Raw genomic sequence first — 24,058 nt, 5'->3', positions numbered from 1 at the left:
CTGAACAAATAATAAGCGTTTGTCTCTTAAGGATTAGAGCGACATGAAGAATAAAAATATAGGGTTCTGGCTGCTACTTGCCAGTAGTTCAAGTGTTTTTGCAATGCAGCCTTTGGATGATCAAAGCCTTGCAGCAGCGACGGGCCAAAATGGCTTAACTTTAGGAATTCAGGCCGATAAAGTTAAATTTAACCAGGTCGCACTCATTGATACTAACGGTATTACTTCAACTTCTTATAACAGTAAGGCTGGTTTTGTCATTGCTGGAAACTCTACTAATCCAGTTCCTGGTATAGAGTTTATTAAAGCCGCTGTATCGGGTAATCCTTCTTTTAATATTGCAATGGACGCAGATGCTGGGGGTGGAAATCCTTTTTTAAATTTAGCTATATCTATGGGGAATGATGTAAACGGAATTCGACTTTTACCTTTTTCAGTTTATTTAGCCCCAAGTACATCTTTATCTAGTCCATCCGATTATGCATTAACAAGTTATGCACCCAAATCAATTTTTAGTTCGGGAACGACAGTAAATGCGGGTGTAAAAGAAATCATTCGTTCTACTGGAAATCTAGATATTAACTTTGTACAAACCAATAAACCCCGTTTAAACATTCAACTGGGTCATGCTGCCCAGTCCGTTATGGTTAAATTTGGTGGAGCAATTCAGTCTATTTGTTCTGCTGCTACGGGTTGTCCAATTACTTTAGTGTCCGATAATACAGGTGCTACATTTGGGTTTAAGTTTGCAGGAACAAATACCTCAACTGGTTTTGTATTAGATGGTTTTTATGCAGGAGTTGATCCAACTGGATTAACTTTTGGTAATACAGGCGCATCTAGTAAATTTGATGCTTCACTTAATAATGTCACTTTAGGGAATATGGGTACTCAAAATACAACAACGTTTAATAATTTATCTAATGGTTCTATGGGGAGTTTTGGTGTCACTGGTGTTTCTGTAACTGACTTTAAAATGAAAGTAAGTGGCTTTTAAAAAAGAATAATAGCTTAACCTGAAATACGAAAGAGGGCAGTTGTGAAAACAATCGCCCTCTTTTTTTTAAAGGCTATGCCGAGTTAAATAGTATCTGATCTGGTGTGTTCTAATTGTTGAACAATTTCATCTAAAGCTTTAATACGTTTCACTTGATCCCATAATTCTTTCGCTTGAGGATAGGCTTTGGTCATCATGCCTAACCACTGCTTATAACGACCAACCATCCCAATTTCTGTTTTTGCTTGACCATTTAAAAAGCGAATTTGTAAATCAACAAGTTGTTCCCAACTAAATAATGCTTCATCCATATTTTGGCGAATGCATTGGGTTAAATCTGGAGTCGTTACCGCACCACGGCCAATCATTAAGTCTTCACAACCAGATTGTTGCTGACAGGCTCTAGCATCAGCATTGGTCCAGATTTCACCGTTAGCAATCACATTAATTTTTAAAGCTTCTTTAATAGGTAGAATTTTTTCCCAATAAGCTGGTGGCGTATAGCCATCTGCTTTAGTTCGAGCATGAACCGTTAACCAGCTTGCACCTGCATCTTCAACAGCGTGGGCATTTTCCATCGTATGGTTTTCATCGAGATAACCTAAACGCATTTTTGCTGAAACAGGAATGTGTGCAGGTACCGCATCTCTTACTGCTTTAATCAGCATATGTACCACGTCTGGTTCATCCAGAAGGACTGAACCACCACGATGTCGATTAACGGTTTTTGCAGGGCAACCGAAATTAAGGTCGATTGCAGGTGCACCCAATTCAACAACTTTTGCTGCATTTGCTGCCAGCATATCTGGGTTATTACCTAGGAACTGAACATGAACAGGGGTACCGGCTGCTGTTTTACCATCATTTTTTAGTTCAGGACAAAAACTATAATAGATGTGGTCTGGCAAAATACTGTCTGTAACGCGAATAAATTCGGTCACACACCAGTCGAAATCACCAACAGATGTGAGTGTATCCCGCATGATCGGGTCAGTTAAACCTTCCATTGGAGCGAGTATGAGTTTCACAGTCTGTGTCACCTGAGTAAAACGAAAACAGCGTTATACGGGATATGCATAACGCTGTCTAGTATCGATTAAATTTTAATTTCTCTAGCGCCCTAAGATCATCTCAAGCACAAATTTACTGCCGATAAATCCAATCGCTAAAAGTACGAAACCGATTAAGGTAAAACGAATTGCTTTTTGACCTCTCCAGCCAAGTTTGTAATGGCCGATCAGTAATGAGCCATAGATAAACCAAGAAATAATACTAAATACGGTTTTATGAGCGAGATGCTGAGCAAAGAAGCTATCAATTGTTAAAAAACCAAATGTAAGCGCAATCGTTAATAAAATGAAACCTGTAATGATTAGGTCAAATAATAAAGATTCCATCGCCTGAATTGGCGGGAGTAAGTTGACCCAAAAGCGTTTTTTTTGTTTCTTTTTGAGTTCACGGTTTTGGAACCACATTAAGATCGCATGTATGGTTGCCATCAGTAAAACTGCATAGGCAGAAAGCGAAAGAATGATATGAGTATCAAGTCCTAACGAATGCTGTTCAATAAATTGATCTGGTCGACTAAAGGCAAACCCTAAAATAAGACCAATAGCTGCGACAGGAATGCCTAACAAGTTTAACGGCAGAATAGGGCGGAAAGTACTAAAAATTAAGCTTAACAATAACATAAGCCCCGATGTAAAAGACATCAGGTTAAATACATCGTAGTTAATTCCTGCTGGTGTAAGCATGGCATCGCATAAAACTGTGCCGTGCAGTACTAATGCCAAGATAGTAACAAAAGCAAATAACCATGAGTTTGGTTCACGTTTTGACATTAAACGAATAAACAGATACCAGAAAGAAGTGGTATATGCGATGAGTGCCAAAATTGTATAAACCAAGGGGAGGCTAATCATGTCAAACCTTTTTCAGGATTAATTCATCTATATAAGATATAAATTCGCTGCGAACTAAAGTATCCTATAGCATTCTATGCATAAATTTTCTATTTCGAGAAAGATTTTTTTGCAACTAGCCATTTTAAGCGGATTTTGCAATGTTTGATACCTTAACAGAACGACTCACACAGAGTTTAAGAAATGTTACTGGCTCAGGGCAGCTGACCGAAGACAATATTAAAGATACCTTACGTGAAGTACGTATGGCACTTCTTGAAGCCGATGTCGCGTTACCTGTAACTCGTGAATTTATCGCGAAAGTTAAGGAAGAGGCATTGGGCCAAGAAGTGATGACTCAGTTATCACCAGGCCAGGCATTTGTAAAAATTGTCTATGACGAACTCACCAAGATGATGGGTGAGGCGAATGAAACACTTGATTTAAGTGCGAAACCTCCTGTTGTAGTATTACTTGCTGGTTTACAAGGTGCAGGTAAAACAACCACTGCTGCCAAGCTGGCACGTTTCTTAAAAGAACGTCAAAAGAAAAAAGTAATGACTGTTTCTGCCGACGTTTACCGTCCAGCAGCAATTAAACAGTTAGAAACTGTTTCAAATGAAGTGGGTGCAGGCTTTATTCCTTCAGATCCTTCTGAAAAGCCAATTGATATTGTTAATCGTGCAATTGAACAGGCAAAAATCCAGTTTGCTGATGTATTGATTGTCGATACGGCAGGCCGTCTACATGTCGATGCAGACATGATGGACGAAATTAAAGAATTGCATGCAGCGGTTAAGCCGACTGAAACCTTGTTTGTGGTTGATGCCATGACAGGTCAGGATGCTGCAAATACAGCAAAAGCATTTAATGATGCTTTAGCACTGACAGGTGTGATTCTTACTAAAACTGATGGTGATGCACGTGGTGGTGCAGCGCTTTCTGTGCGTGCCATTACTGGTAAGCCAATCAAGTTCTTGGGTATGGGTGAGAAGCTTGATGCTTTAGAACCATTCCATCCAGACCGTGTTGCTCAACGTATTTTAGGCATGGGTGACGTACTTTCTTTAGTCGAAGAAGTTGAACGTAAAATCGACAAAGAAAAAGCCGAAAAAATGGCGAAAAAATTGCAAAAAGGCGGTAGCTTCAACTTTGAAGATATGCTGATGCAATTTGAACAAATGAAAAAAATGGGCGGTATGATGGGCTTCTTAGACAAGTTGCCTGGCATGAGCGGTGCAGGAATTCAGCAAGCAATTGAGCAAGCGAACCCTGAAAAACAAGTCAAGAAGATGGAAGCGATTATCCAGTCAATGACTGTTAAAGAGCGCCGTAATCCGGACTTAATGAACCCAAGTCGTAAAAAACGTATTGCGGCAGGTTGTGGTATGGATGTTGCTGAAGTGAACAAACTCATTAAGCAACAAGCGCAAATGGCTAAAATGATGAAGAAATTTGCGAATCCATCTGGTATGAGCAAAATGATGCGTTCATTAGGCAATATGCAAAAGCAATTTGGCGGCGGCGGTGGCGGAATGGGACCACTGTTTGGTAACAATGACCAAAAGAAATAAATCCATAAAATAAAAGGCGCATATAGCGCCTTTTATTTTGTTCTGTATTTTAGTCTTTAGGATAATGGGCAATATATTGCTGTAATCCTTTGAGTAAAAGATCGGTTTCTACCACAGGCTCATATTTTTGTAAGAACTTGGCAAATAGTGTTGCATCACCACCAGTCAGCAGTAGCTTTTTAGGAGATTGCTGCATAATATTTTCAATGGTACTAATCAGGCCTAATAAAATACCGTGATGTACTGCATCTACAGTGTTATTGCCCGGATTTAGGTTATCAAAAGCTGAGTCTGGAATTTTAATACCCTTGGTATTTTGAATAAGAGCATCTCGCTGCAAATACAAATTAGGCAGGATGTAACCTCCTAAATGCTGTTTACCTTGAGTTAGGTCAATTGTGAGCGCTGTTCCGCAACCAATAATACAATAGTTTTCATCTGCTTGAGCTACAGCGAGTACTTGTAACCAGCGGTCAATCCCGAGCTGACTCGGGACTTCATAACCACACTGTAAACCTGCATATTCAGAATGAACTTTCGCAAAAACTACTGGAATTTCAAGCCATTTTAAAATCTGCTGAATACGTTGGTTATTTTCGGTATCGAGTACCGAAGAAATTCCGATTCGATGCAGGCCTTGATGCTTAAAGTGTTGAATTAAACCCAGTAATAAATCGGCAGGAGACTGTAAATGTAGCTCAGCTGCATGTTCAATAATTTGCTGATTTTCAGTAATCCAGTATTTTAAACGAGTGTTTCCGATATCAAGCCATAAACTTTTCATGGGGAAAATACCTGATTACTGAGTTATTTGTGGTCTTAGGCGACCTTGATAAAACTGCTGTGGTTCTGGAGTTTCAAGAATTACTGCACCTTCATTGGAAATTCCAACGAAACGGCCATGTATCAGTCCTTGACTATGTTCAAACTGAACTAGCTGATTAATCCACGCCGCATGATGGTTAAAACGTCCCGCTAAATTGTAGCAGCCATGATCAAACCAGCGAGCAGCATTTTGAATGGCAACATAGAGCTCTGAAATTAACTCAAGACGACCCATTTGCTCTAGACCTAAATCCTCTAAAGAGGTAATTGGCTGATCACTATCAGTCACTGGTGGTGTTTTTAAATTAATACCTACACCTACAATAGCCTGATGCTGAGACAGTGGTTCGACTAAAATTCCACCCCATTTGCCCTGAGCACTATATAAATCGTTTGGCCATTTCACTTGCAGATTCAGAGCTTGTAACTGGGGGATTTGCAAAATATTCAGAGCAACTTCAAGTGCTAAGCGACCATCTAAGGGTGTTCGAGTTTGCACCAATGTGCTTAAATAAATGTTTCCTTCAGGTGAAATCCATTGCCGTTGATGTTGACCTCGCCCTTGAGTTTGTTGAGCACTGCAAACCAAGCCCGTTGTAATGCCTTTTTGGGCAATTTCACGAATATCATCATTGGTCGAAGTTGTGGTTGCTTTTAATAAAACCACTTCTGGAAGCTGGTTTTTTGCGCTTAAAAGTTGTTGTAGTTGGCGAGTCTCTAAATCCATGTTGAATATGAGCAGAGTGGTAAAACATTTATGGAGTTAATCATATATTTACTCATTGGCGCAATTGCTGGTTTTACTGCCGGATTGTTTGGAGTTGGTGGCGGACTAATTATTGTACCAATCCTCTATGTCGTTTTTACCCAATTGCACTACGATCCCGCGGTAATCATGCATATTGCAGTCGGAACATCGCTTGCAACCATTATTGTGACGTCTTTTAGTTCTGTTTCAGCTCATCATAAAAAGGGTGCAGTACTTTGGCCTGTTTTTCGTAATTTAGCGCCTGGACTGGTGTTGGGCTCATTTTTAGGGGCGGGTATTGCCGACCTGATGTCTGGCCAACATTTGCAACTTCTTATTGGTATTTTTGCGGTTGTGATGGCTTATCGGATGTTTAAAGGAGCACATGTAGTTGTTGATCCAACGCGTCAGCTTCCTTCAACCCCTATGCAATTCATGGCGGGTGGAGGCATTGGTATTGCCTCTGCAATTTTTGGAATTGGGGGAGGAAGTTTAACCGTTCCATATTTAAACCGTCATGGCGTGGTCATGCAAAAAGCAGTCGCGACTTCGGCCGCTTGTGGTTTACCAATTGCAGTTGCTGGAGCGATTGGCTTTATGTGGTTTGGTGCCAAAGAACAAATCTCAGTGCCTAACACGATTGGTTATGTGCATATCTATGCTTTTATTGGCATTAGTGTCATGAGTTTTGTCACAGCGAAGTTTGGAGCAAAGGTTGCTCATGCGTTGTCGCCGCAGATGTTAAAAAAATGCTTTGCTTGCCTGTTAGTGGTGGTAGGCAGTTATTTTATTTATAAAGGTATTATGCACTAGAGACTAAAATCTTAAATTTATAAGACTGTGGTGTAAAAGCTTGAGTTTTTAGAAATTCGAGCTTTTTTTATTTATAAAATATAAGAGCGTTCCAAGCTTTTATTCATCTGATTTTGGTGTTGTTTTTAAATGAGTTGGCTTAAAATGCAATAAAATTGTCAGACAATGACATAGTTTTTAATCGATGGGATCAGTTAAAAACAAGGATGCGAAAGAAAAGCATGGATTAATGCATATAAAAAGTAGCGGGTGATTTATGAATCTCGAAGACACAGAAAGTCTTTCTGAGCAAATTGTCAAATATATTAGCGAACAAATCATTAGTGGCGAGCTAGTAGAAGGCGAACGTATTCAAGAACTACGTATTGCCAAAGAACTTGACGTTAGCCGAGGATCAGTTCGTGAAGCATTGTTATTATTAGAGCGTACTCATTTAATTGAGATTTTTCCACGTCGCGGGGCAATTGTTTCAGAAATGTCTGCACAACAAGTTAAAGCGTTGTTTGATACAAATATGATGTTATTGGGGCATATTGTACAACGCATGAGCGAAACATGGCGTGCGCATGAAGCAGATCAATTACAGTTGCTATTAGAGCAACTTCTTGAGCATGTCAAAGCAGGTGATATCGAAAAATTTTATGATGGGGTGTTCCAATATTTAGCTGAACAGCAAGATATGGTGGGTAATCCTTATCTAATGAAATTTTATAAAGAGTTATTACCTTCATTACGTCGTAGTTATTTTTTGACCTTAAATACCTCTAAGCGGGAACTACAAGAAGCATTTGCATTATTTAAACTCGTGACTGATGCAATTTTAATCCGAAAATCACAACAAGCCGCTTTATTTATGGAAGATTTTTGTCGACACTTACGTAACCTTGTGTTGGAATCGCTGACACGAATGAAACAGATTGAATTGGCTTGGGCAAGACGCTCACGCCGCTAGTTAGGGCATTATGCGTTTAAGCAGTTTAAAACTTTCCGGCTTTAAATCTTTTGCAGATAGTACAACCTTAAATTTTAAGGCGAACCGCACAGCAGTGGTTGGCCCAAATGGTTGTGGCAAATCCAATGTAATCGATGCGATCCGCTGGGTGATGGGGGAGTCAAACGCTCGTCAGCTCCGTGGTGGTAGCATGCAAGATGTTATTTTTACGGGGACTTCCAAACGTAAACCCGTTGGTGTGGCCAGTGTTGAGCTACGCTTTGATAATACTTATGGAAAGTTGGGCGGATCATATAATGCTTATAATGAGTTAGCTGTTCGCCGTCAGGTCACTCGTGAAGGTAAGTCAGAATATTTCTTGAATGGTACACGTTGTCGCCGCCGTGATATTACCGATATTTTCTTGGGAACAGGCTTAGGACCACGCTCATATGCGGTCATTGAGCAAGGCATGATTAACCGCTTGGTTGATGCCAAGCCTGAAGAAATGCGTGTGTTCATTGAGGAAGCTGCGGGTGTTTCTCGTTATCAGGCTCGTCGCCGTGAAACTTTGCAGCATCTTGAACATACAGAGCAAAACCTTTCACGTTTAGACGATATTGCACTAGAGTTAAAATCGCAGCTTAAGACGCTTAAACGTCAGTCGGAAGCAGCGGTTCAATATAAAACTTTAGAAAGCCAGATTCGTACGCTTAAAATTGAAATTTTATCTTTTCAGGCAGAGAAAAGTGTACGCCTACAAGAAGAATATACCGTTCAAATGAATGAATTGGGTGAAACCTTTAAATTGGTTCGCTCAGAATTAAGCACGATTGAACATGATTTAGAAGCAACCAGTGCTTTGTTTCAGCGACTTATTCAGCAATCTTCACCGCTACAACAAGAATGGCAACAAGCTGAAAAGAAACTATCTGAACTTAAAATGACTCTTGAACAAAAACAGAGTCTATACCAGCAAAATAGTACGACTCTCGTTCAGTTAGAGCAGCAAAGATTCCAAACTAAAGAACGTTTACAGCTTTCTGAATTGCAACTTGAAACACTGAATAATCAGCTAGAAGAACAAACAGAAGCTTTAACTGGAGTTGAGCATACAGCGACGGAGGCTGAACAAAACTTTGCTGATTTACAATCTCAGCAAAAACAAGCACAACAACAGTTTGAACAAATAAAAGCTCAAGTTGAAAAACAACAGCAGCAAAAAATGCAGATGTCAGCTCAAATTGAACAGTTGGGTAAAAATGTCCAGCGCATTGAGCAGCAAAAAGAAACTTTGCAGCATCAAGCAAACCAAATTCAATCGCATGTTCATGAAGATGAACAGGGTGAGCTTGAGCAACTGCAACAACAGTTGCATAGTGAAATTTCGATGCTTGAAACTGAAATTGAGCAGCAATTACTGCATTTAGAGCAATCTCAACAGCAACACCAGTCAAGTAAAAATCAGCAGCAAACGCTGAAAACAGAAATCCAAGTTTTATTATCAGAGCAGAAAAACTTAAGCCAGCTTGTTGCTAAACAAAGTCCAAAGCAAAACCAAGATACGCTAAGTTTAATGCAGGCTCTAGAGTTAACAGAGCAAGGTAAACCACATGCGCAGATTGTTGAGAAGTTTTTAGCAAAATGGTTACAAGCTCATATTCTTGAGACGGAACAAGTCTTTCAAGAAGGAGTTGCTCGCCAGCTAAAACCTTCAGAGCAAACAAGTAAATTTAAAGGGAACTTGGCTTGTTTAAATGAGTGGATTGCATCACCACAACTATCAATCTTTTCAAATGTAGCGATTGCACAAGATTTGACTCAAGCTTTAAATGAGCAAAAGCAGTTGCAACATGGCCAGTCTGTTTTGACTTTAGATGGCTATCATGTCGGGCAGGATTGGGCGATTGCCCTTATGTATGATGACGAAAGTCAAAGTGCACAAGGTATGCTGAGCCACCGTATTCGTCTAGACGAAATTGAACAAGCTCTTGAAAAGCAGCAACCTCAATTACAAACACTAGATCAAATTGTAGTTCAGCAAAAAGATGAATTAGCGCAATTACAGTTAGATGTGCAGCATAAGCAGCAGGCTGTGAAACAAAAGCAAAAAGACTTACAACAGCTTGATGTGCAAATTGCCAAGCAACAAACCGCAGCACAAGCATTTTTACTGCAAAAACAGCAATTAAAAGATCAACTTGGTCAGTTAGACATGCAGCTTGAAGAAGATGCAATGCAAAAAGATGATCTTGAAATTGATTTGCATGCATTAGCAATTAAGCTCGAAACCATTTTACCTGACTATAAAACTTTGCAATTTCGGGTAGAAGAATTAACAGAGCAGCTAGACGAGCAGCAACAAGCCCTGCAACATCAGCAACAAGAACGTGAAATTTTACGCCGTAATAGCACGCAGACAACTCAACAGATTGAGTTGCTTGAAAAAGATATCTCATTCTTGCAAAGCCAATATCAGCAAATTGCAGCTCAAATGGAGCAAGCGAAAAAATTTGTTGACCCTATTCAATTAGAGCTACCAAATCTTGAGTCAGAGTTTCAGCAACAATTTGCTCAAACTGAAAAGTTACAAAAGAACTGGAATGAATGGCAGCTTGAACTCAATAGTGTGCAGGAAAAACAGCAGACTTTGACCGATCAGCGTCATCAATATCAACAAAAAGATGAGCAGCTTAGAGAACAACTTGAAGCGAAACGATTGGCATGGCAAGCAGCCAAGTCAGATCGTGAGCATTATCAAGAGCAGCTTAAAGAGCTAAATGCCGAACTTCAAAAAGGCTTACAAATAGATTTAGCCGAGCACCAGCAAAAACTGGAAAAAGTGCAGAAACAGTTTGAAAAAATTGGAGCGGTTAACCTTGCCGCTTCACAAGAGTTTGAAGAAGTTTATCAGCGTTTTGATGAGCTGAGTCACCAGATTCAAGATTTGGAAAATACGGTAACTCAATTAAAAGATGCGATGAAAAGCATTGATCAAGAAACCCGTAAGCTGTTTATGACAACTTTTGATCAGATCAATCAGGAGTTGCAAAACTTGTTTCCAAAGGTTTTTAATGGTGGTGAGGCGAGTTTAAGTCTTGAAGATGACTGGCAATCTGGTGTTAAACTGATGGCAAGGCCACCGGGTAAGAAAAATAGTTCTCTAGCATTACTTTCCGGTGGAGAAAAGGCTTTAACAGCGTTAGCATTAGTATTTGCGATTTTTAGATTAAATCCGGCACCGTTTTGTGTACTAGATGAAGTGGACGCACCACTTGATGATGCGAATGTTCAGAGATATTGTAATTTGGTAAAAGAACTTTCTGAACATGTACAATTCATTTACATTACACATAATAAGCTGGCGATGACCATGGCAACTGATTTGTTGGGTGTGACCATGCCTGAACCGGGTACATCAAAATTAGTCACTGTCGATTTAGAACAGGCAAAAGAATACGGGTTAGTTTCGGAGTCATAGAATGGAAATCAATACGATTATTGGCATCGTTGTTGCCATTATAATTATGCTAATTGGCTTAAAAATGATTTTAAAAAAGCCAAACCATGCTGAACCCTCATTAGACAGTGATTTGCATATTAATCCTGATAGTAATCAACCGGTTATACCTAGGCACGTGAGAGATCAGCTTGAGAAAACTGAAGCTGAATCTGTAGCGGTGACTAGTGCAGAGCGAGTAGAACCGACTTTAAGCGAAGCTGCGCCGTCTCAAGTACCTGAAACAAAACAGTCAGAAATTGAGACCGTAGAACCCGCTAAAGCAATTCAAACTGAACAAACTCAAGCAGTTGTTGAAAACACTTCTGTAGAAGAAATTAAATCTGAACAAACAGTACCAAGCTCTACCATTCATAAAGATGGTTCAGTTGAGTTGGTTGATACAGTTTCTGTTAAACCGGAAGCTGAAGCTTTAGCAAAAGAAAATCTGGAAGCTGAAAGCGAAAAAACTGAGCCTGAGTTGAGTTTAAACCCGAATATTGAAACTGCCGAAATTGCTGAGTTTGAAGGCGAGAGTAATATTCTGGATGTGCATTTACATGAACAGCAACGTTATGATGATGAAAGTGCATTAGCGATGGCTGAACAGATTATTGCGCTAAATGTGTATCCAAACCCTCGTCGTGCATTGTCTGGCGATAAAGCGCTTAAAGTGCTGTTAAAATATGGTTTACGCTATGGTGAAATGTCTTGCTTCCATCGTTATGAAAATACCGATGAGCCAAGTGTACTCATGTTCTCTGTATTACGTATGACAGACAATGGACCAGCTGGTTTTGATCTTGAAACTCTATCTACTGAACAAGTTCAAGGGTTAGCATTTTTCCTTGCGCTTCCAAACAGTAAAGCCGTGACTGGTTTTGACATGATGGCGAGTATTGCAGGTTTAATTGCTCGCGAAATTGATGGCAAAGTTTACGATGAGAATAATCTTGAATTTACGCCACAGTTAAAAGAGCACTGGCGTCATCATGTGATTGATTATCGTCCGGCACAGGCGACCGCCTAGTTTTAATTTTTTACGTTCGTTGCGATAATTGCAACATATCTAGTCGCAGCTCAGGGTGGAGAAATTTCCACCCTTTTTTATGGTGAATAACATAATGGCAACAACTTCCGTGATCGAACAGATGCGTCAGCTTATTCAACTGATTGCAAAGCATAACCATGCCTACTATGTCATGGATCAGCCGACAATCTCGGACAGTGAATATGACCATTTATTTCACCAGTTAAAAGCTTTAGAAGAGCAATATCCTGATCTTGTTCAATCAGATTCACCAACTACAAAAGTAGGTGGACAAGCACTTTCTAAATTTCAAAGTGTGACTCATGTAGTTCCGATGCTTTCTTTGGGGAACGTTTTTAATCAGGAAGATTTATTCGCATTTGCACGTCGTGTTGAGGAGCGTTTGCCTAATCAAAAAGTACAATACGAAGTCGAACTAAAACTTGATGGTCTTGCGATTTCTCTTTGGTATGAAAATGGTGTGTTAATACGTGGCGTTACACGTGGTGACGGAGAAACTGGGGAGGACATTACCCAGAACGTTAAAACGATTCGTAATTTGCCTAAAGTGTTACATTCAGATCACTTTGAAATTCCACGTTTGCTGGAAGTTCGTGGTGAAGTACTTATGCCAAAGTCTGGTTTTGAAAAACTCAATGCTGAACAGGAAGCCAAAGGCGATAAAACATTTGCCAACCCGCGTAATGCCGCAGCTGGTAGTTTAAGACAACTCGATCCTAATATTGCTGCGGCTCGACCTTTAGCATTTTATGCTTACGGCATCGCTCAATGTGAACCTAATCATGGCTTAACTACCATGCATGACAGTCTGCAATGGCTCACAAAACTTGGATTTGAAATTGCTGAACGTCAATATCTTTGTAATTCAATTCAAGAAGTACAGCAACGTTATGAGCAAATTCAGCAAGAACGTTCAGATTTACAAGTTGAAATTGATGGGATGGTTGTAAAGGTTGATGACTTAAAGCAACAGCAACAACTTGGTTTTTTAAGTCGTGAACCACGTTGGGCAACTGCTTATAAATTCCCTGCACAAGCTGCATTAACTACGGTTGATCAGATTGATTGGCAAGTAGGGCGTACAGGTACTTTGACTCCTGTAGCGCGTTTAAACCCTGTATTTGTGGGAGGAGTTACAGTTTCCAATGTAACTTTACACAACATTGGTGAGATCCATCGCCTAGATGTACGTGTTGGTGACACGGTGAGTGTTTATCGTACAGGCGATGTTATTCCTAAAGTAGAAAAAGTCTGGCCAGAATTCCGTCCTGTTGATGCCGAAGTTGTATATTTACCTGAAAACTGTCCTGTTTGTGCCTCACCAGTGGTAATGCCTGAAGGGGAAGCTTTAGCACGTTGTTCTGGTGGTCTGTATTGTGCTGCACAGCGTATTGAAGCGATTCGTCACTTCGTATCACGTAAAGCTCTGGATATTGAAGGTCTAGGTGATCGTTGGGTAGAGTCTTTATTACACCTCGATTTGCTCAAAGATGTTGCCGATATTTACCATTTGCACGAACACCGAGAAACTTTACTCGGGATTGAAAAAATGGGTGAGAAATCGGTACAAAATCTAATTGATGCCATTGAAGCCAGTAAGAAGACAACGCTTGCGCGTTTTATTTATGCTCTGGGAATTCGTGGGGTAGGTGAAACAACAGCTAGAATGTTAGCCAATACTTTCCAAACTTTGGAAGCGCTTAAAGCTGCTGATGTTGAAGCTTTAAAGAAAACACCAGATGTTGGCGATATTACTGCAGAATGGATTGCTGACTTTTTCTTGGCACCGCACAACATAGAAGTGCTTGATCGCTTAATTGCGGCAGGAATTCATTGGGATGCACCGACTGCACCAACACGACAGCCATTAAATGGCGAAAGCTGGGTATTAACAGGCACTTTAGAGCAAATGACCCGTGATCAGGCGACTCAAATGCTACAAGCATTAGGTGCACGTGTAAGCGGTAGTGTATCGAGTAAAACCAAATGTGTTGTTGCGGGTGAGAAGGCTGGTTCGAAATTAGAAAAAGCAGCAAAACTAGGTATTGCTGTTATGAATGAGACTAATTTCTTATCACTTATGGCAAGCTACGGGCAGACTTTAAGCGAATAGATCTACCGAAATAAGAACCATTGATTTTAGTTACAAATTTATAAATTGATGGTTTGAGCCATATTTTAACGCTTGTCTGAACTTATAAATTGGACAAGCGTTTCTTTTTGCAGAGGAAATTTAAATAACTTAAACTGCAAATGCGTATGTTTCTCATTTTAATTTGATAAAAATCATAAACTTAACCATTTTTTGTTTTGCAATCACTTTTAAGATTGCCCATAATAGTTCTCATACGATAGGAGATTTATTATGCGTGGCAATCCAGAAGTCATAGACTATTTAAATATGCTCATTGGCGGAGAATTGGCTGCCCGTGATCAATATCTAATCCATTCTCGTATGTATGAAGATTGGGGTTTAAATAAAATTTATGAACGTATTGATCATGAGATGCAAGAAGAAGCTTCTCATGCTGATGCGATCATTCGCCGTGTATTGTTTTTAGGTGCTAAACCAAATATGCACCGTGAAGATATCAATGTTGGTACAGACGTTGTATCTTGTTTAAAAGCTGATTTGGCGCTTGAATATCATGTTCGTGAAAAGTTGGCGACAGGTATCAAACTTTGCGAAGAGAAGGGCGATTACATTAGCCGTGATATGTTGCGTCAACAATTATCAGATACTGAAGAAGACCATACATACTGGTTAGAAAAGCAATTACGTTTAATTGAGTTGATTGGCTTGCAAAACTATATTCAATCTCAAATTTAATAAAAAACCCAGCTAAGGCTGGGTTTTTTTATTGGCTCATTTTAATAAAATGAAGTCTTGACTTAGATGTTGATTTTATCAAATTGAACATATTCAAAGCCTTACTATATAAGGCTTTGGCAGTTACAAAAAAGTCAGAAAAATTGTATCACACCCCCTGTTTTTTTTATGGAATTGTTTATAATTTCGCCAACAAAACCCTTGCCTAGAAATTTAATGAGGCAAGGGTTTTTCTATGGAAAATCGGTTGGTATGGATCGCCAATGATTTTATGGTGAGTTCGCGAAATATGTTATTTACCAAACCTGCTGTTTTAGATACAGCTACTCTCCTAAGCACACAGCGTCTTGCAACACGACTAAGCTTTTTTAGCTTAGGTTTTGCGACTGCAGCTTGGGCACCTCTTATTCCTTTTGCACAGCAGCGTTTAAACCTAAACCATGCCGATTTTGGTTTACTTTTGCTGTGTATGGGTATCGGGTCAATGATTGCTATGCCTGCGACTGGTGCTTTAGTAAAGCGCTGGGGATGTCGTCCGTTAATTGCTTTGGCATTGATGTTGTTAATGGTTTTATTGCCTAGCCTTACGATGTGGAGCAGCATTGTGACGATGGCTGTAGCATTGTTTATTTTTGGATCGGCAGCAGGATGTCTTGGAGTAGCTATCAATTTACAAGCAGTAGTTGTTGAAAAACATAGTGTGCGAGCTCTTATGTCTAGCTTCCATGGAATGTGCAGTCTTGGTGGTTTAACAGGCGCTATGCTTGTGACAGCATTATTGGCAGTAGGGCTTTCACCCTTAATGAGTACGTTATCAGTCGTTATGATTTTACTTGTTATTGGTGGTGTTGCTATTCCTTCTTGTTTAACGTCTTTTGAACAGGATGAAAAGCCACATGAAGATACCACTCAAGCACCGAAAAAATTTTATCGTCCTGATGGCATTATTCTGCTTATTGGTATGATGTGTTTTATTGCCTTTTTATCCGAAGGTGCAGCAATGGATTGGGGTGGTATTTATTTAACAAGTAAATATCAGCTTAACCCTGCTTTTGCTGGTTTAGCTTACACTTTCTTTGCACTTAGCATGACCACTGGTCGTTTTGCGGGTCATATCTTGCTTAAGCAATGGGGTGAAAAAAATATTGTGACTTATAGTGCAATTGGAGCCGCTATTGGTATGGCTGTTATTGTAACGGCACCAGTGTGGCAAGTGGTTGTATTGGGTTATGCACTGTTAGGATTAGGTTGTTCTAATATTGTACCAGTGATGTTTTCTCGTGTTGGTCGACAAAACAATATGCCTAAAGCAGCAGCACTTTCTTTAGTATCAACAATTGCCTATACCGGTTCATTAAGTGGACCAGCTTTAATCGGTTTAATTGGGGAATGGACTGGTTTAAGTACAGTTTTAACAGGCGTCGCTGTATTACTATTTATTATTGCTTTACTTAACCGCTTTACATTAGTAAAGACAAATTAATTTATAAATAATAATCACCAAATAGCGAACATCGAGAAATTGAATTTCTCGATGTTCTTTTATTCAGATTTATAAAACCTGATAAATAGATTGATAATTATCTTGTAATAATCGCTGAGGCTTCATTAGTAAAGTTGGTGTCTTTTCTAAATCATCCAAGAAATTATTTCGCCAATTGGTAAGATCAGATGATGTTAATCCCTCTATCAATTGTTGATAACGATTAATACGCTCAGCTTTAGACATTTCTAAAGCCATTTTTAAAGTATCCATCATTGCCGCTCTATCTTGTGGGTCAACAATCAAGGCTTGAGACATCTGCTCAGCAGCACCAGCATATTTAGATAAAATGAGCACACCTGGATTTTCTGGGTCTTGAGCCGCAATATATTCTTTAGCTACTAGATTCATCCCATCACGTAGTGAACTAATCCAACAAATATCTGAATGACGATAAATGTGCATGAGATTATGGTGTTGTACCGTGTCATAGCAGCAATCTACAGGTCTCCAGTCTTCATGCGCAAACTCTTCGTTAATTAACTCCAGCTTGGTTTTAAAACGTTGATATAAGCGTTGATAAGCTGGAATATCGGTACGAGAAGGGATCGCCACTTGAAGATGTCGAACTAAGCCATGATATTCAGGGCTGGTTTCCAAAAAGGTTGCAAATGCATTAAATCTTTCGAGTAAACCTTTTGAATAATCAATACGATCAACTCCAATAATAGTTTTTTGACGTGGTATTTCTTCAAAATTAAACACCGAAGAGGTAGCCAAATCTTGCTGGGCTTGTTTTTGTATAAGTTCAGGCTGAACACCAATTGGGTATGATTTAATTAATATTTGACGTTTTTTATAGCTAATACTGTTGCTTTGAATTTTTTGAGCTTCGAGTAAATTCAGACAAGTCTGCATGCAGGCATTTTGGTCAATCTGAGTTTGTAAGCCAATAACATCATATTGACTCAAGTCTTGAATTAACTCACGGGCTACTGGAATTTTGTGCCAGATATTCAGACTGGCAAAAGGAATATGTAAGAAGAAACCAATTTTGTTTTGCATGCCTAATTCACGGCAATAGCGAGCCACACTAAAAAAGTGGTAATCATGCACCCAAATAAGATCTTCATGCTGAGCAAGCTCTTTTAGCTTTTGAGCAAATAAGCGATTAACCTTTTGATAGGTCTTATATTCTTCTGCATCATATTCAATTAGATCATCTCTATGATGCATTGCTGGCCACAAAACTTTGTTAGCAAAACCACAATAATATTGGGCATATTGCTGATGAGTGAGGGGGCAGGTAATGTAGTCAATTCCTTGAGAATAAGCCTGCTCAAATTCTGGCGCTTCGCTATCGGTAATTTGCTGCCCATTCCAGCCTAACCAGATGCCGTTACTATCATTTAGTGCATCTTGTACAGCTACAGCAAGACCACCTGCCGAAGCTTTACCCGATGGCATACTTATTCTGTTCGATAATACGATTAATTTAGACATAATTTTTCTCCATTCTGATTTTGGCTATTTTTGACATATAAGCTTTTTATTCTGTTTTGAAATAAAAGAAGAAAATCCGCGACATTATCAATATCTTTTAATCTATATTTAGCTTGTGTTTCGCCCGGACCTACTTTAATACTAAGGCCAGATTGCTGATTAATGTAAGTGAAACCAGATTCATCTGTTAAATCATCACCTATAAAAATAGGTAGCACAGCAGGTAAATCAAGATGATTTAATATAGTTTCAATTGCTCTACCTTTATCAGCTTGGTTTGGGATTAATTCAACAACAAATTTTCCTCTATTTATTTTTAAGTGGGAATAGTTGAGATTAATTTGCTGCATAATATTAATAGCATTATTTTCTAAATTAGGGTTTTTACGATAATGTAAGGCAATAGAATATCCTTTATCCTCAATTAATAATTCAGGGTATTTCTCACAAGATTTCATAATATCTTTTTTTAATTTTTTGAAATTAATACTGCTTAAATCAGGTTGAATATAATTTCCTGAATCAAAATAAATATCTAAACCATGTAAACCAGCAATTGGAACTTCAATAGGATGTAGTAGTTTGCTTGCTGTATCTACATCACGACCTGTTACAGCAATAACAGGTATATTTAATTTAGTAATTTTTTTTATAACTTCTAATGTAGTCTGTGGAATAAAACTATGCTCAGGATTAATTTTAAAGGGTGCTAGTGTGCCATCAATATCCAAAAATAAGCAGTAATTTTTATCTAAAGATAAGTTATTTATAATATCGTTGGGTGTAACAAAAGATGTATTTTTTTCTCTCCCATCTGATATTGTGTTTTGACTGTTCATATTAGCCTTCCTAATACTTTTTGATCAATAATTAATCTTCTAGCATTAAAATGAATTGATGAGTCATTTCTTTTAATAAAAAAACATAAGTATTAACATTAATTACATTGCATAATGGATTTATAGGCGAAGTGTGGAGTATGTTGTTTTTTGATTGGCTTCAATGTTTAGATAATTAACTTTTTGTATGTTTACTATGAATAATGCGGGTATTATTTATCAATATATTTCAGAATATTATCTCATTATAAATGCTTAATTTTATGCGCTAAAGTTTACTTTTTATATTGATTTTAAAAGATATTTTAAATCGATATTATTATATAATCTTTATAAAGTTGGCTTTGGACAGGCATATGAAGTTACAAAATAAAATTTTATTAATTACAGGTTGGGGAGTAGGAGAGGAGCCTTTGCAGTCTCTTAAATTGCAATTGGAAAAAGCTGGCTATCAAACACAACTTATTAATATTTTTAATATTTTAGATGGTAACTATTGTGCCCAGCTTGATTTAGTTGCTGAGGTTGATGTAGTAATAGGTTGGTCTTTAGGTGGACAGTTAGCAACTCAACTGGTTAATACTTTTTATGAACAAACAGGGCAAACTAAAACGTTAATTACGCTCGCTTCAAATCCATGTTTTGTTACCAACGATAATTGGCAAACTGCTATGCCTGCTGATGTGTTTAGTCAATTTAAAGCTTCTTTTTTTCAAAACCCGCAAGTCACTTTAAAGCGTTTTTATTATTTAATTACACTCGGTTCATCTCAGGCCAAACAAGATTGGGTAAGCATACAAAACATAGCAAATCCGCCTTCAAGTGAATTGCTATCAGTGGGTTTGAAAATGCTTGAACAACTAAATTTGGTAGATAACTTAAAAAGCTATCCAGGTCCGCAGCTTCATGTGTTTGCCGAGCAAGATAATGTTGTTCCTTGCAAAATTATTGAAAATTTCAAGAATATCACGACAGAAAACATGAATTATAAAGTGCTAGAAGGCGCTACTCATGCTTTTCCATATCTAGAAGTGGACCGAACAATTGAAGAAATCTGCCAATTTTTAACAATTCATCAGCAAAGTTAATAAGCTTTGGTTGATCTCGCAATTTTCTTTCATTCTTAACAGGTTTAACATGTGCTAAATGAAAGATTTAATTGCTGTAAAAGGGTATAGAGGATGACCGATAATTTTGATTTGGAACATATTTGGCATCCATATACCTCAATGACCCAACCTTTACCAACGTTTAAAGTTAAACGTGCCTATGGGGCAACGATTGAACTAGATGATGGTAAGACTTTAATTGATGGTATGTCATCATGGTGGTGTGCAATTCACGGCTATAACCACCCTGAACTCAATCAGGCAGTGACAGATCAATTACAGAACATGTCGCATATCATGTTTGGTGGTTTAACTCATGATCCTGCAATTGAACTTGGAAAAATTCTTTTAAAAATTACGCCGCCAAGTCTCGATAAAATTTTCTATGCAGATTCAGGTTCGGTAGCCGTTGAAGTTGCTTTGAAAATGGCTGTGCAATTCTGGACAGCACAAGGCCAACCACAAAAAACAAATTTTATTACTACCCGTTCTGGTTACCACGGTGATACCTGGAATGCGATGTCTGTTTGTGATCCAGTGACAGGCATGCATCAAATTTTTGGTACAAGTTTACCGAACCGTCTTTTTGTAGCAGCTCCGCAAACCAAATTTCATGAAGAGTGGAATCAAGAAGATATTGCTGAGCTAGAGCAAGCTATTCAGCAAAATCATGAAAACCTTGCTGCACTGATTATTGAGCCGATTGTTCAAGGTGCAGGGGGGATGCGTTTTTATCATCCTGAATATTTACGTCAGGCGAAAGCACTTTGTGAACAATATAATCTGTTATTAATTTTTGATGAAATTGCCACTGGTTTTGGTCGCACGGGTAAGCTTTTTGCTTGGGAACATGCACAAGTTGAGCCAGACATTATGTGCATAGGTAAAGGGCTAACAGGCGGCTATATGACGTTATCTGCTACCTTAACGACAAAGCATGTTGCAGAAACCATTAGTCGCGGTGAGGCTGGAGTATTTATGCACGGCCCAACTTTTATGGCCAATCCACTTGCTTGCGCGGTCGCTTTAAAAAGTACCCAATTATTAATTGAGCAAGATTGGCAAGCTAATATTGAGCGAATTGAACAACAGCTTAGCCAATATTTAAAGCCTTTAAGTCAGCTTGATTATGTTGCCGATATGCGAGTGCTGGGTGCAATTGGTGTAGTAGAACTCACCTTTAATGTTGATATGAAAACCTTACAGCAACAATTTGTAGACCGCGGAATCTGGATCCGTCCTTTTGGAAAATTGGTTTATGTGATGCCACCGTATGTCATCACGCATCAAGAGTTAAGCGATTTGCTCGAACAATTAGTTGAAGTTGTTCAAACGATGCGGGGAGCGAATTAAGATGTCATTGCTTGAACATTTTTCTGCCGAATTGGATGAGTTAAAGCAACAAGGTAACTTTAGACAATTTACCCAAAATGTGCAGCACGGACGTTTTATTACGATACAAAATAAAACGATGCTCAACTTAGCTTCAAATGACTATCTCGGGTTGGCTGCTGATATCAATCTTCGTCAAGAGTTTTTAGATAGCTTTCCAATCGAGCGTAGCTATTTTAGTTCTTCATCTTCACGTCTATTAACGGGCAATTTTGACGAATATGAACAATTAGAAAATAGCCTAAGCCAAGCATTTGGTGGTCGGGCGGCACTATTATTTAATAGTGGCTACCATATGAATATCGGTATTTTGCCAGCTGTTGCTGATAGTAAAACTTTAATATTGGCGGATAAGTTAGTTCATGCCAGTATGATTGACGGGATCCGTTTATCTGGCGCTCAGTATGTGCGTTATCGACATAATGATTTACAACACTTGGAACAACTCCTCCAAAAATATCATGATGATGACAAGATTGAACGAATCATTGTGGTCACAGAAAGTATTTTTAGTATGGACGGTGATGAGACGGATTTAGCCGCTTTAGTTCAGCTAAAAAAACGTTTTGCTAAAACTATGTTATATGTCGATGAAGCGCATTCAATTGGCGTTCGTGGTCAGCAAGGTTTAGGGTGTGCTGAACAATATAATGTGATTCAGGAAATTGATTTTCTAGTCGGTACATTAGGCAAAGCATTAGCAGCGGTCGGTGGTTACATTATTTGCGATCCAATTATTAAAGATTATCTCATTAATAAAATGCGCCCACTTATTTTTAGTACTGCACAGCCACCGATTGTTATGGCATGGGCAAACTTTATTTTTCAAAAAGTATTACTCGCTCAATCTCAGCGTGAACACTTAAAGAATATTAGCCAATATCTTCAACAAGCTGTTTTACAGAAGGGCTACGATAGTCCATCGACCAGCCATATCATTCCTGTCATTGTTGGGGAGAGTCAGGCTGCTATCAATAAAGCGATGCAGGTTCAGGCAAGTGGTTTTTATGCCATGCCTGTGCGTCCACCAACAGTACCTAAAAACAGTTCGCGTTTGCGTATTTCTTTAACGTCAATGGTGCAGCAACATGAACTTGAAGAATTGGTGAGTTTTCTGTGAGTTTGAATAAAAACTTGGTTGCCCAGCGTTTTGCCAAAGCAGGGCAAAGCTATTCAGAACATGCAATTGTTCAAAAACAAATTTGCCAAAATTTAACAGGTTTAGTTCAGCAGTTCTGCCCGCGTATGATGTCGCGTGTTTTTGAAATTGGTTGTGGTTCTGGCAACTTAACTCGTCTTCTTGCTACATCTTTTCAGTTTGAAGAGTTAATTTTGAATGATCTATATGCAGATGTGCAGCAACACTTTAGTCATCAAGAAAATTTAAAATGGTTAATTGGGGATGTTGAAACTTTAGATTTTCCCCAGCAGCTCGATATGATTGTTTCAGGTTCAGCTTTACAGTGGATGCAAGATTTACCGCACTTGCTCAAACGTTTTAATGAAGCTTTAACTGAGCGAGGTTGGTTATGCTTTTCAACATTCGGCTCTCAGAATTTAATGGAAATTAAAGAGCTAACAGGACAAGGTTTAAGTTATTGGTCAGTTGAAAATTGGAATAGTGCCTTAATTCAGGCTGATTTTGAGATTTTGCATTTGTCAGAATCAGAAACTCAACTCTATTTCGATTCTCCTAAAGCTGTGTTGCAACATTTAAAAGCAACAGGTGTAACGGCAACGGCGCAGCATCGTTGGACTAAGCAAACTTTACAACAGTTTTATCAAGATTATGATCGGTTTAAGTGTGTCGAGGGATATTCCCTAACATATCATCCGATTTATTGTATTGCCCGGAGAGTGAAGTAAATGAGTGGCCAGATCTATTTTGTGAGTGGGATTGATACCGAAATTGGTAAAACCTACGCGACAGGTTTCTTAGCAAAATTATGGACTGAGCAGGGTAAAAAAGTGATTACCCAAAAACTCATTCAAACAGGTAACGCTGATGTTTCTGAGGATATTGAAAAGCATCGTGAAATTATGGGACAGGGCTGGTTTCAAGAAGATCATGACAAGCTAACCATGCCTGAAATCTTCAGTTATCCTGCTTCACCTCATCTTGCAACACGTCTTGATAATCGAGAAATTGATTTTCAAAAAATTGAAGATGCGACCCTAACATTGGCAGAGCGTTTTGAAATCGTATTGTTGGAAGGTGCGGGAGGCTTAATGGTGCCATTAACCACCAGTCTGCTTACCATTGATTATGTCGCTCAGCACCAGTTTCCCGTTATTTTAGTAACATCGGGTCGTTTGGGAAGTATTAACCATACTTTACTTAGTCTTGAAGCACTTAAGTCTCGTGGGCTGAAGTTGCATGCCTTGGTTTATAACCTAAAAGATGAATCAAAAGATCCATTAATTTCTCAAGATACTTCAAATTATTTGAAAGATTACTTAGCTATTCATTTCCCCGAAGCTGAATGGATTGAACTGGCAAAAATGAATTAAGTCAAAAGGCTATAAAAAACCGCTCAAATGTGAGCGGTTTTTTACATCTTTT

Annotated in this window: 20 protein-coding genes; 14 read left to right on the top strand and 6 right to left on the bottom strand. The window is 38.7% G+C overall.

Annotated features, from left to right (window positions below; all coding sequences use genetic code 11):
* Nucleotides 1–43: 43 nt before the first annotated feature.
* Complete coding sequence (locus tag KIP84_RS14590; RefSeq protein WP_174724227.1) at nucleotides 44–997, top strand: DUF6160 family protein; 954 nt, start codon at nucleotides 44–46, stop codon at nucleotides 995–997.
* Nucleotides 998–1,080: 83 nt separating this feature from the next.
* Here KIP84_RS14590 and KIP84_RS14585 read toward each other — a convergent pair whose 3' ends face one another.
* Entirely contained in the window at nucleotides 1,081–2,025 is a 945-nt protein-coding gene (locus KIP84_RS14585) for a tRNA-dihydrouridine synthase (protein WP_025465414.1), read from the bottom strand.
* A gap of 84 nt (nucleotides 2,026–2,109) precedes the next feature.
* Entirely contained in the window at nucleotides 2,110–2,919 is an 810-nt protein-coding gene (gene ccsA / locus KIP84_RS14580; RefSeq protein WP_068526718.1) for a cytochrome c biogenesis protein CcsA, read from the bottom strand.
* A 140-nt stretch (nucleotides 2,920–3,059) separates the two neighbouring features.
* Here ccsA and ffh point away from each other — a divergent pair, with 140 nt between their 5' ends.
* A complete protein-coding gene (gene ffh / locus KIP84_RS14575) occupies nucleotides 3,060–4,472 on the top strand; it encodes a signal recognition particle protein (RefSeq protein WP_002120334.1) in 1,413 nt (470 codons plus the stop codon).
* A gap of 49 nt (nucleotides 4,473–4,521) precedes the next feature.
* Here the strand turns inward: ffh and KIP84_RS14570 are convergent, their stop codons facing one another.
* Both KIP84_RS14570 and KIP84_RS14565 read right to left on the bottom strand, forming a co-directional pair.
* Complete coding sequence (locus tag KIP84_RS14570) at nucleotides 4,522–5,256, bottom strand: pantothenate kinase (protein ID WP_005071015.1); 735 nt, start codon at nucleotides 5,254–5,256, stop codon at nucleotides 4,522–4,524.
* 15 nt (nucleotides 5,257–5,271) lie between these two features.
* Nucleotides 5,272–6,024, bottom strand: coding sequence for a biotin--[acetyl-CoA-carboxylase] ligase (locus KIP84_RS14565; RefSeq protein WP_068565938.1), 753 nt, complete (start codon nucleotides 6,022–6,024; stop codon nucleotides 5,272–5,274).
* A gap of 30 nt (nucleotides 6,025–6,054) precedes the next feature.
* Between KIP84_RS14565 and KIP84_RS14560 the strand changes: the two genes are divergently transcribed.
* The 7 genes from KIP84_RS14560 to KIP84_RS14530 all read left to right on the top strand — a co-directional run bounded on the left by KIP84_RS14560 (nucleotide 6,055) and on the right by KIP84_RS14530 (nucleotide 16,652).
* The gene (locus KIP84_RS14560) at nucleotides 6,055–6,858 is read left to right on the top strand and encodes a sulfite exporter TauE/SafE family protein (RefSeq protein WP_014205929.1); all 804 of its coding nucleotides are present in this window, start codon (nucleotides 6,055–6,057) and stop codon (nucleotides 6,856–6,858) included.
* Nucleotides 6,859–7,114: 256 nt separating this feature from the next.
* On the top strand, nucleotides 7,115–7,810 hold the full coding sequence (locus KIP84_RS14555) for a GntR family transcriptional regulator (RefSeq protein ID WP_002120391.1): 696 nt from the start codon (nucleotides 7,115–7,117) through the stop codon (nucleotides 7,808–7,810).
* Nucleotides 7,811–7,820: 10 nt separating this feature from the next.
* Nucleotides 7,821–11,270 carry a chromosome segregation protein SMC gene (smc, locus tag KIP84_RS14550; protein WP_213688807.1) on the top strand — a complete coding sequence of 1,150 codons (3,450 nt, stop codon included), beginning with the start codon at nucleotides 7,821–7,823 and terminating at the stop codon, nucleotides 11,268–11,270.
* Nucleotide 11,271: 1 nt separating this feature from the next.
* Entirely contained in the window at nucleotides 11,272–12,318 is a 1,047-nt protein-coding gene (locus KIP84_RS14545) for a cell division protein ZipA C-terminal FtsZ-binding domain-containing protein (RefSeq protein WP_213688806.1), read from the top strand.
* Nucleotides 12,319–12,412: 94 nt separating this feature from the next.
* A complete protein-coding gene (gene ligA / locus KIP84_RS14540; protein WP_213688805.1) occupies nucleotides 12,413–14,452 on the top strand; it encodes an NAD-dependent DNA ligase LigA in 2,040 nt (679 codons plus the stop codon).
* Nucleotides 14,453–14,704: 252 nt separating this feature from the next.
* On the top strand, nucleotides 14,705–15,169 hold the full coding sequence (gene bfr / locus KIP84_RS14535; protein WP_001214863.1) for a bacterioferritin: 465 nt from the start codon (nucleotides 14,705–14,707) through the stop codon (nucleotides 15,167–15,169).
* A gap of 289 nt (nucleotides 15,170–15,458) precedes the next feature.
* Nucleotides 15,459–16,652 (top strand): MFS transporter, encoded by a 1,194-nt coding sequence (locus KIP84_RS14530; RefSeq protein WP_079381147.1) that lies wholly within the window; start codon nucleotides 15,459–15,461, stop codon nucleotides 16,650–16,652.
* Between the two features lie 69 nt (nucleotides 16,653–16,721).
* Here the strand turns inward: KIP84_RS14530 and KIP84_RS14525 are convergent, their stop codons facing one another.
* Both KIP84_RS14525 and otsB read right to left on the bottom strand, forming a co-directional pair.
* Complete coding sequence (locus KIP84_RS14525; RefSeq protein ID WP_213688804.1) at nucleotides 16,722–18,155, bottom strand: trehalose-6-phosphate synthase; 1,434 nt, start codon at nucleotides 18,153–18,155, stop codon at nucleotides 16,722–16,724.
* Entirely contained in the window at nucleotides 18,143–18,994 is an 852-nt protein-coding gene (gene otsB / locus KIP84_RS14520) for a trehalose-phosphatase (protein WP_213688803.1), read from the bottom strand. The genes KIP84_RS14525 and otsB overlap by 13 nt, the downstream gene beginning before the upstream one ends.
* Nucleotides 18,995–19,350: 356 nt before the next feature.
* On the opposite strand from otsB, the gene KIP84_RS14515 reads away from it, so the two are divergent.
* The 5 genes from KIP84_RS14515 (at nucleotide 19,351) to bioD (ending at nucleotide 24,006) form a co-directional block, all read left to right on the top strand.
* A complete protein-coding gene (locus tag KIP84_RS14515; RefSeq protein ID WP_104075517.1) occupies nucleotides 19,351–20,082 on the top strand; it encodes an alpha/beta fold hydrolase in 732 nt (243 codons plus the stop codon).
* A gap of 93 nt (nucleotides 20,083–20,175) precedes the next feature.
* Nucleotides 20,176–21,456: an adenosylmethionine--8-amino-7-oxononanoate transaminase gene (gene bioA / locus KIP84_RS14510; RefSeq protein ID WP_213688802.1), complete on the top strand. Its 1,281-nt coding sequence runs from the start codon at nucleotides 20,176–20,178 to the stop codon at nucleotides 21,454–21,456.
* A 1-nt stretch (nucleotide 21,457) separates the two neighbouring features.
* Nucleotides 21,458–22,615, top strand: a complete 1,158-nt coding sequence (locus KIP84_RS14505) for an 8-amino-7-oxononanoate synthase (protein ID WP_213688801.1) — start codon at nucleotides 21,458–21,460, stop codon at nucleotides 22,613–22,615.
* Entirely contained in the window at nucleotides 22,612–23,361 is a 750-nt protein-coding gene (gene bioC, locus KIP84_RS14500; protein ID WP_213688800.1) for a malonyl-ACP O-methyltransferase BioC, read from the top strand. The genes KIP84_RS14505 and bioC overlap by 4 nt, the downstream gene beginning before the upstream one ends.
* A complete protein-coding gene (gene bioD, locus KIP84_RS14495) occupies nucleotides 23,362–24,006 on the top strand; it encodes a dethiobiotin synthase (protein ID WP_213688799.1) in 645 nt (214 codons plus the stop codon).
* Nucleotides 24,007–24,058: the final 52 nt, after the last annotated feature.

This window comes from Acinetobacter sp. BHS4 (assembly GCF_018454425.1).
In the GTDB taxonomy this organism is placed as follows: Bacteria; Pseudomonadota; Gammaproteobacteria; order Pseudomonadales; family Moraxellaceae; genus Acinetobacter; species Acinetobacter pittii.
Note: the sequence above shows the minus strand (reverse complement) of the source record. Positions and strands in the feature narration are given on the sequence as shown.

Bases quoted from the DNA above. Each gene is read 5' to 3' on its own strand.
- KIP84_RS14590 (WP_174724227.1), top strand. From the start codon at position 44: ATGAAGAATAAAAATATAGGGTTCTGGCTGCTACTTGCCAGTAGTTCA.
- ccsA (WP_068526718.1), bottom strand. From the start codon at position 2,919: ATGATTAGCCTCCCCTTGGTTTATACAATTTTGGCACTCATCGCATAT.
- ffh (WP_002120334.1), top strand. From the start codon at position 3,060: ATGTTTGATACCTTAACAGAACGACTCACACAGAGTTTAAGAAATGTT.
- KIP84_RS14570 (WP_005071015.1), bottom strand. From the start codon at position 5,256: ATGAAAAGTTTATGGCTTGATATCGGAAACACTCGTTTAAAATACTGG.
- KIP84_RS14565 (WP_068565938.1), bottom strand. From the start codon at position 6,024: ATGGATTTAGAGACTCGCCAACTACAACAACTTTTAAGCGCAAAAAAC.
- KIP84_RS14560 (WP_014205929.1), top strand. From the start codon at position 6,055: ATGGAGTTAATCATATATTTACTCATTGGCGCAATTGCTGGTTTTACT.
- KIP84_RS14555 (WP_002120391.1), top strand. From the start codon at position 7,115: ATGAATCTCGAAGACACAGAAAGTCTTTCTGAGCAAATTGTCAAATAT.
- smc (WP_213688807.1), top strand. From the start codon at position 7,821: ATGCGTTTAAGCAGTTTAAAACTTTCCGGCTTTAAATCTTTTGCAGAT.
- KIP84_RS14545 (WP_213688806.1), top strand. From the start codon at position 11,272: ATGGAAATCAATACGATTATTGGCATCGTTGTTGCCATTATAATTATG.
- ligA (WP_213688805.1), top strand. From the start codon at position 12,413: ATGGCAACAACTTCCGTGATCGAACAGATGCGTCAGCTTATTCAACTG.
- bfr (WP_001214863.1), top strand. From the start codon at position 14,705: ATGCGTGGCAATCCAGAAGTCATAGACTATTTAAATATGCTCATTGGC.
- KIP84_RS14530 (WP_079381147.1), top strand. From the start codon at position 15,459: ATGTTATTTACCAAACCTGCTGTTTTAGATACAGCTACTCTCCTAAGC.
- KIP84_RS14525 (WP_213688804.1), bottom strand. From the start codon at position 18,155: ATGTCTAAATTAATCGTATTATCGAACAGAATAAGTATGCCATCGGGT.
- otsB (WP_213688803.1), bottom strand. From the start codon at position 18,994: ATGAACAGTCAAAACACAATATCAGATGGGAGAGAAAAAAATACATCT.
- KIP84_RS14515 (WP_104075517.1), top strand. From the start codon at position 19,351: ATGAAGTTACAAAATAAAATTTTATTAATTACAGGTTGGGGAGTAGGA.
- bioA (WP_213688802.1), top strand. From the start codon at position 20,176: ATGACCGATAATTTTGATTTGGAACATATTTGGCATCCATATACCTCA.
- KIP84_RS14505 (WP_213688801.1), top strand. From the start codon at position 21,458: ATGTCATTGCTTGAACATTTTTCTGCCGAATTGGATGAGTTAAAGCAA.
- bioD (WP_213688799.1), top strand. From the start codon at position 23,362: ATGAGTGGCCAGATCTATTTTGTGAGTGGGATTGATACCGAAATTGGT.